This window comes from Candidatus Angelobacter sp. (assembly GCA_035607015.1).
Taxonomy (GTDB): Bacteria; Verrucomicrobiota; Verrucomicrobiia; order Limisphaerales; family AV2; genus AV2.
Map to the genome: position 1 here is coordinate 1 of DATNDF010000142.1, position 7552 is coordinate 7552.

At 60.6% G+C, this 7552-nt stretch carries 8 protein-coding genes; 6 read left to right on the forward strand and 2 right to left on the reverse strand.

The window, feature by feature from the left end; translation table 11 throughout:
• A partial coding sequence (locus VN887_05780; GenBank protein HXT39514.1) for a peptidase M10A and M12B matrixin and adamalysin occupies positions 1 to 756 on the reverse strand: 756 nt, incomplete at its 3' end.
• A 155-nt stretch (positions 757 to 911) separates the two neighbouring features.
• On the opposite strand from VN887_05780, the gene VN887_05785 reads away from it, so the two are divergent.
• The 3 genes from VN887_05785 (at position 912) to VN887_05795 (ending at position 3768) form a co-directional block, all read left to right on the forward strand.
• Positions 912 to 1847 carry a sugar phosphate isomerase/epimerase gene (locus VN887_05785; GenBank protein HXT39515.1) on the forward strand — a complete coding sequence of 312 codons (936 nt, stop codon included), beginning with the start codon at positions 912 to 914 and terminating at the stop codon, positions 1845 to 1847.
• A 128-nt stretch (positions 1848 to 1975) separates the two neighbouring features.
• Complete coding sequence (locus VN887_05790; GenBank protein HXT39516.1) at positions 1976 to 2389, forward strand: YlbF family regulator; 414 nt, start codon at positions 1976 to 1978, stop codon at positions 2387 to 2389.
• A gap of 77 nt (positions 2390 to 2466) precedes the next feature.
• Positions 2467 to 3768 carry a Gfo/Idh/MocA family oxidoreductase gene (locus tag VN887_05795; protein ID HXT39517.1) on the forward strand — a complete coding sequence of 434 codons (1302 nt, stop codon included), beginning with the start codon at positions 2467 to 2469 and terminating at the stop codon, positions 3766 to 3768.
• Positions 3769 to 4212: 444 nt separating this feature from the next.
• Here the strand turns inward: VN887_05795 and VN887_05800 are convergent, their stop codons facing one another.
• The gene (locus tag VN887_05800; GenBank protein ID HXT39518.1) at positions 4213 to 4668 is read right to left on the reverse strand and encodes an SEL1-like repeat protein; all 456 of its coding nucleotides are present in this window, start codon (positions 4666 to 4668) and stop codon (positions 4213 to 4215) included.
• An 88-nt stretch (positions 4669 to 4756) separates the two neighbouring features.
• Between VN887_05800 and VN887_05805 the strand changes: the two genes are divergently transcribed.
• The 3 genes from VN887_05805 to VN887_05815 form a co-directional block, all read left to right on the forward strand.
• The gene (locus tag VN887_05805; GenBank protein HXT39519.1) at positions 4757 to 6052 is read left to right on the forward strand and encodes a PQQ-binding-like beta-propeller repeat protein; all 1296 of its coding nucleotides are present in this window, start codon (positions 4757 to 4759) and stop codon (positions 6050 to 6052) included.
• Positions 6053 to 6181: 129 nt separating this feature from the next.
• On the forward strand, positions 6182 to 6487 hold the full coding sequence (locus VN887_05810; protein HXT39520.1) for a putative quinol monooxygenase: 306 nt from the start codon (positions 6182 to 6184) through the stop codon (positions 6485 to 6487).
• Between the two features lie 71 nt (positions 6488 to 6558).
• Positions 6559 to 7552: iron-containing alcohol dehydrogenase (locus VN887_05815; GenBank protein ID HXT39521.1), on the forward strand; the 994-nt coding region annotated here is incomplete at its 3' end.

Genomic DNA, 7552 nt, shown 5'->3' on the forward strand with positions numbered 1-7552 from the left:
ATCCATCGCGGCCTCCTGGAGCGTCGAAGTGCCGGGCAGGGTGCTGGTCGTGCCATTTGCCCAATGGCCGCCGCTCGCATCCAGGGGCACGGGAGTACCGCCATGCGCCGCGACGGAAGCAGCGCCGGTAAACTGACCTCCGCTAATCTTGTTGTTCCACGATGTGGCGGTACCGATCCCCAACACATGCCCAAGTTCATGCAAGGCGACGGAATAAAAGTCACTTTGACCCCCAGGCACATCCACCGTCGAAGGGTCGGAATCGAAGTACCAGGAAGTGGTGTTGTTGAAAGAAATGGATCCTCCCCAAGGCCCGAAATCGGTATTGGGCGCGCCGGCCTGGCCGCGCTGCGAAATCAGGTCCGCCCAGGACTGCGTTCCGGAGGCGTTGAACCCACCGAAGCCGCCCAGACCGAGGGTCGAGGCGCCCAGATCGCGTGCGCCGATGTATATGACAATGGTATTTGCCGGCACCGATAAATTGTTCACGCTTTGCTGGGTGCCGGTGGTCGGATTGGAAAACGTGGCCGACCACGAATTCTGGCCGCTCGGTGTGATGGCAGACAGTGAATCAGTCAGGCGACCTGCCAGCGCGTTTGCCGCCGCCTGAAGGTCCGCTTGCGCCGTGGCATTGCCCGAGAGAAAGCCGGTGTCGAAGGTGTACTCGAAAGAGATGTTGACCTGCGCGCGCCCCGATTGGGCCAAAACAAACAGGCAGCCTAAGCACGCCATCACCGGAGGGACAACCGTTTTCATATTTGCCTTTCGCAAAGCAGTCTGAAGGCACCGCCAAGGCATGGAACGCTCCGCGACAAAAATAGTCAAAAATAATTTTCTAATCCTCCATTCCGAGTTTAGCCTCGGTTGACCAACAACCGCTGCATTGGGTGGTTTTGTTCGGTTTCTGAGCCATGCGAGTCGGCATTCTTACACGCGGCGAGGTGGAGGATCTGGACCGGGCGCAACGCCTGGGCTTCCGGTCCATGGAGTGGATGTGTTTCCATGACAGTCCGGCCGGGCCGGGCCACGCGGACTGGAAACCGTTCGCCGAAAAGTTCGCGGCCGACGCCAGGGCGCGCGACATCCGCGTTTCGGCCATCGGAGCGCTCTATCAAAACCCGCTTGCCCCGAAACAAACCGAATTTGCCCGAGCCGCGTTCCGGCGGGCCATCGACGTGGCGGCGCACATCGGCGTGAACACGGTCGCCGGATTCGCGGGCGCGATCATTGAAACCGAGCAGGACGATCGGGGCGGTCACGTCGTTTACAAGCCGTTCGAGAATTATCTGCCGCAACTGCTCGCGTTTTGGGAGCCGTTGGCAAATTTCGCCGCGGAAAAAGGCGTGCGAATCGCCTTCGAGCATTGTCCACAGGGGGCGTATCACCTGCCGTTGATGAACTACAACATGCTCGGCCAGCCGGCGATGTGGGAGCGGTTGTTCAATGCGACGAAGTGCGAGAACCTCGGCATCGAATGGGACGCGAGCCATCTGCTCTGCCAGTTCATCGATCCCGTCGCGAACATCCACAAGTTCGGACGGAAAATTTTTCACGTTCACGCGAAGGACGCCTACATCAACCGGTCCCTGCTCGAAACGTACGGCATCTGCCATCCCGGCGTGGCGGAACACCGCTTCCCCGGTTTCGGACAGGCGGACTGGGCGGAAATCATCCACGCGCTACTGCGCTCCGGATATGATTCGGATCTGAACATCGAAGGCCGGCATGATCCGGTGTTTCGCGACCACGGCGCGAACGACGGCACGCCGCTCGCGGGAATCCAACTCGAAGAGGCCGGTTTGTTGGCTGCCAAAAAAACTTTGAAGCAATACGTCGGGGAACTCTGACGCGGGGGTGGAGCAATAAAATGAAGGAAAGCCGACGAAAAGCGGCGGGCGCGAAACTGACGCAAAAGGCGTTCAACAAATCTCCTGCTCGACAGAAGGCGAATCCGGGCGCAGAGTGACCGCGTTATATGGAAACGATTACCGAGAACGAGGCCATCCTGCAAAAGACAAGAGAGCTTTGCCAGGCGATCATCGTCGAGCTTGATTTCCAGACGATCCGCCGGCAAGTGGACGCCTTTCTGGCGGACGAAGGCGTCAAGGCGCAATACCAGGATTTGAGCGATCGCGGCGCGATGTTGCAGCACAAACAACAGACGGGCGCGCCGCTCGACATGACGGAGATCGCGGATTTCGAGAAGCGGCGCGAGTCATTCCTTGGCAACCCGGTCGCCAAAGGGTTTCTTGACGCCCAACAGATAATGCACCAGGTGCAGGAATCCGTCAGCCAGTACGTCGCTAAAACATTCGAGCTGGGCCGCCTGCCGCTGGCGGAGGATTTCGACCACGGTTCATGCGGACACGGATGCGGTTGCAGCCATTGATTGGCGGTTCGCCGCGCGCGGCCGACACAGGGGAATTTCTCCTTGCCCCGTTTCGTTTCGTGGTTTAGCCATTACCCATGCCTAGAACAGTCATCTCGCGACGCCATTTTCTTTGTTCCTCTGCCGTGACGGCCACGACTTTGCTCGTTGCACCGGCTTTTTTGCGCGCCAAATCACTCAACGAGAAACTCAACATCGGCCTCATCGGCGTGGGCAACAAAGGCGCCGAGAATCTCAGGGGCGTTTCGGTCGAAAACATCGTTGCGCTTTGCGACATCGACGAAAACTTCCTCAATGCGGCGGCACAAAAAGTTCCGGGCGCGAAAAGGTATCGCGACTTTCGAAAGATGCTCGAGCAACGGGACCTTGACGCTGTTGTGGTCACGATTCCAGACCACAACCACGCTGTCGCCGCGATGGCTGCCCTCAAACTCGGCAGGCACGTCTATTGTGAAAAGCCCCTCACCCATGACATCTACGAAGCGCGCCAGCTCGCGCTGGCCGCGCGCGAACACAAGGTCGCCACCCAGATGGGCAACGGCGGACACGCGAGCGAGTCGCTCCGCTCGGCGGTGGAATGGGTGCAGGCTGGTGTCATCGGCGAAGTGCGCGAGGTGCATGCGTGGTCGAATCGGCCAATCTGGCCGCAGGGCATCACGCGGCCGACGGACACTCCTCCCGTCCCCGCGAGCATCGACTGGGACCTCTGGATAGGGAGCGCGCCGATGCGGCCCTATCATCCCGCGTATCACCCGTTCAAATGGCGCGGGTGGTGGGATTTCGGCACGGGCGCGCTCGGCGACATGGGCTGCCACATCATTGACGCCGCGTTCTGGGCGCTCAACCTCGGCCATCCTGAAAGCGTTGAAACCGAATCGTCGCCGGTAAACAACGAAACCGCGCCAAGCTGGTCTGTCGTGCATTATCAGTTCCCGGCCCGCGGTTCGTTGCCGCCGGTGAAACTGACCTGGCACGACGGCGGCAAGCTGCCTCCGCGCGAGCTGCTCGACCTCGCCGACGGCGAAAAATTCCCGGAGAACGGGTCCGTGTTCATTGGCCAGAAAGGGCGGCTCGTGCTGATGCAGGGAAAAACGGAACTGCTCCCGGAAAATCAATGGAAGGGCTTTCAGCCTCCTTCGAAAAAAATCCCCCGCTCCGCTGGTCATTACGCGGAATGGATCGCGGCGTGCAAGGGCGGGCCTCCGGCTTTCTCCAACTTCGATTATGCCGGCCCACTGACGGAAACGATCCTGCTCGGCAACGTCGCGTTGCGCGCGGGAAAGAAGATCGAATGGGACGGAAAGAACCTGAAGGCGCGCAACGCCCCGGAGGCCGGCCATTTAATCCGCCGCGGGTACCGGAGTGGCTGGAGCTTATAGATTCCGCTGATTCGTTGAAACCTCCCCTGCGGCCGGGACTGGCGGTTGCAACGACGGCGCATTGCGGCGATCAGAGTTGCGCGCCCAACCCGGGTTCTCCCGAAGGAAGCCCGAGCACCCCCGCGACGACCGATAAGTCATTGGTTTCAATTCGGGCCCCCATTCGGTCTCTCAAGAGACGGAAATAGGCGCCATCGATCGTATGACCGCGAGCTGAGAAGAGCACCGGCCTGCCGCCTTGATATTCAACCCGGAGCGGGTAAGTCTGCGAAACTCCTCCCGACGACGGAATAATCAACGTGGCCAGCATAAGCGTCCTGCATTTGACTGGGCGAAACCGTGTGTGATTCATTCTGCCCGGCGGAACCTGTTCTTATTACTCTCACGAAAAACGGAACCTCCTGATGTCGAACAGTCCGGCGACCGGCACCGGACAGGCCGCTGCTACTTTTTCTTCTTCTCCTTTAACTCGTCGAGCTTTCGTTTCGCCAGCGTGTAATCCTGTTTCGCTGATTCCTCCAGCAGTTTCATGCCGGCAGCTCCGTCTTTCTCAACGCCGTCACCGTTGAGGTAACGCAGTCCCAGCTCGTACTGAGCGGATGGGGAGCCTTCTGCAGCGCGCTTTTTTTGAAACTCGATGGTTTTTTTGAGGGTTTCCAGTTTGGCCTTCTCAGGATCGGCGGGCGGTGGCGGCGCAGGAACGGCCGTGTTGGTGTTCGCCGGAACAGGCGCGGGCGGCGTGGGAGCCGGCTTGGGTGCGGGTGCGCGGCTCGCGGACCGCGGGTCGTTGGCCGGAGTAACGACTCTTCGCGTCAATTGCCGGGCCGATTGTGCGCACAGAATTGACGGGACCAGCAGCACGGCGGCAAAGGAAAGCAGAATCGCGAAGATTCTTCTCATAGTGTGGAGAACCTTCCACACCCTTGCCTCGCGGGCAAGATGAAAGAAAATCCTCCAATTCCCAAGGATTTGTGTTAAAACCAACTCAATGAAGCCAGCCCTCTTTGTGTCGGTCATCGCTCTGTTCACGACAACCGCCAGCGCCACGAACTGGCCGGCCTGGCGCGGGCCAGATGCAGACGGAACGACGCGCGAAAGAAACCTTCCGACCGAGTGGAGCGATTCAAAAAACATCCGCTGGAAAGTTCAGCTGCCCGACGCGGGAAACTCCACACCCATCGTCTGGGGTGATCGTATCTTTCTTGCGCAGGCACTTGAAGCTGAGAACCGGCGCACGGTGATGTGCCTTGATGGCGCGACCGGCAAAATACTGTGGCAATCTGGTGTCAACTACCGGGAGAAGGACGAGTCACACGAGGCCAATCCACATTGCTCGGCGTCTCCGGTGACGGACGGCGCGCGCGTGGTCGCCTACTTTGGATCGGCCGGAGTGTGTTGTTTTGATCTCGAGGGAAAAGAGCTCTGGCACCGCGATCTTGGGAGGCAGCAACACGAGTGGGGTTACGCTTCGTCACCGGTGATTCACGGGGACCTCTGCTTTGTCTATCACGGCCCGGGTTCCGGCGCTCAACTGCTCGGGCTGAACAAGAAAACCGGCGAGACCGTCTGGAAGTTCGCCGAACCACCGGCGAAGACCGCCGGTCGCGGCGACGGCTTCAAGGGACGCGAGCCCGGCTATGTCGGCAGTTGGAGCACCCCGCTCCTGGTCAGGGCGAAGGGACACGACGAACTGGTGATGAGTTTTCCGACACTGCTCGCCGCGTTCGATCCGCAAACCGGCAGACAGCTCTGGACCTGCGAAGGTCTGAGTCCTCTCGTTTATGCCTCACCGGTTTGCGCGGACGGATTGGTCGTGGCAATGGGCGGTTTTTTTGGCGGCGCGATCGCCGTGAAGCCCGGCGGCAACGGTGACGTCACCGCCGCAGAACGTGTGTGGCTCGAGGAGCGCGCAAAGAAAAACCGCTGCGGCTCCGGCGTCGTCGTGGACGGCCGGATGTTTCTGGTCAACATGGAGGGGTTTGCCGAGTGTATTGACCTGAAGACGGGGCGGCAGTCGTGGGAGGAGCGAATGCCGAAGAAGGGCGCGAAAGGCGATTCCTGGTCTTCCACCCTGCTTGCCGGCGACAGGATTTACGCGGTGAACCAATCCGGCGATGTCATTGTGCTCAAGGCCGGCCCTGCGTTTGAAGTCGTCGCCGTCAACAGCATCGGCGATGAAACGACCAATGCCTCGCTCGTGCCTTGCGACGGGGGGTTGCTGCTCCGCACGCACAAGCATCTCTGGTGCATCGGAGGCGATCGCAAAGTGGCATCCGTGCGATGATTTGCGGCGAGCAATGCCAGATGTCGGTCTCGAAAGAAAGGACTGAATGACGCTCCGAACAGGGAACGGAGAATGCGGGCCATGCGAGTTGCTCCGCAGCTCCGCCATACCTACACTCCATAACCAATCATGCTAATCGTCCATGTCCAGGTCCACGTGAAACCCGAACACGTCGAAGCTTTCAAGGCCGCGACGCTCGAAAATGCGCGCAACAGCGTCAAGGAACCGGGCATCGCGCGCTTTGATGTGGCGCAACAACAGGACGATCCGACCCGCTTCGTGCTCGTCGAAGTTTATCGCGACGCGGATGCGCCTGCGAAGCACAAAGAAACAGCCCATTACGCGAAGTGGCGCGACGCAGTCGCGCCGATGATGGCCGGGCCGCGCACGAGCGTTAAACTCGTCAACGTGTTTCCCGATGATGCGGGTTGGTGAAAGCGCGGGACCGCGAATTCTCCCGACGTTCGTGGCATTCGGGCGCAAATGGCGGCGGCCGCCTCTCTGAAATGAATCCAACCCCGCGTTTTGAGTTTGCGTCCGCAACCCGGATCATCTTTGGCGCGGGCGCGCTGAGGGAGATCAGTGCCATTGCCAGATCGTTCGGGATGTGCGCGCTCGTCGTGACCGGCAGGAGCATTGATCGCGCGCAACTTCTCCTCGACATGCTGGAGTCGGCGGGTCTCCTCCCGTCGGTGTTCCCGATCGAAGGAGAACCGGCCATCGATTCGATTGTTCGCGGAGTCCGGTGCGCCAAAGAAAAGCGGTGCGACCTCGTCATCGGCTTCGGCGGTGGCAGCGCGGTTGATGCCGGCAAAGCCATAGCCGCGTTGATGACGAATGACGGAGATGTGCTCGACTATCTGGAAGTCATCGGCCGTGGCAGGACGCTGATCAACCCACCTGCGCCCTTCATTGCGATCCCCACAACCGCCGGAACCGGCGCCGAGGTCACGCGCAATGCCGTGCTCGCCTCGCCCGAACACCGCGTCAAAGTCAGCCTGCGCAGTCCGCTGATGCTCCCAAGAGTCGCGCTTGTGGATCCGGAATTGACATACAATTTGCCACCGGCGATCACGGCCAGTACCGGTCTCGATGCATTGACGCAACTCATCGAGCCCTACGTTTCCTGCCGGGCAAACCCGTTGACCGATGCGATCTGCACCGAAGGGATCCGCCGCGCGGCGCGTTCGTTGCGGCACGCCTTCGACAACGGCGCCGACAAGGCCGCGCGCGAAGACATGGCGCTGGCGAGTCTGTTTGGCGGACTGGCGCTGGCCAACGCCGGTCTCGGGGCGGTGCATGGTTTTGCCGCGTCCATTGGTGGAATGTTCCCCGCCCCGCATGGCGCCGTTTGCGCCGCGCTTTTGCCGCATGTCATGCAGGCCAATCTCATCGCGCTCCACGAACGCGACCCCCGGGCCGAGGCGGTGCGCCGGTACGTTGAGGTTGCCAGACTCCTCACCGGAAGCGAGCGGGCCGGCGCGGCCGAAGGCATCGCGT

Coding starts and splice junctions, on each gene's coding strand:
- VN887_05785 (HXT39515.1), top strand. CDS start 912: ATGCGAGTCGGCATTCTTACACGCGGCGAGGTGGAGGATCTGGACCGG.
- VN887_05790 (HXT39516.1), top strand. CDS start 1,976: ATGGAAACGATTACCGAGAACGAGGCCATCCTGCAAAAGACAAGAGAG.
- VN887_05795 (HXT39517.1), top strand. CDS start 2,467: ATGCCTAGAACAGTCATCTCGCGACGCCATTTTCTTTGTTCCTCTGCC.
- VN887_05800 (HXT39518.1), bottom strand. CDS start 4,668: ATGAGAAGAATCTTCGCGATTCTGCTTTCCTTTGCCGCCGTGCTGCTG.
- VN887_05805 (HXT39519.1), top strand. CDS start 4,757: ATGAAGCCAGCCCTCTTTGTGTCGGTCATCGCTCTGTTCACGACAACC.
- VN887_05810 (HXT39520.1), top strand. CDS start 6,182: ATGCTAATCGTCCATGTCCAGGTCCACGTGAAACCCGAACACGTCGAA.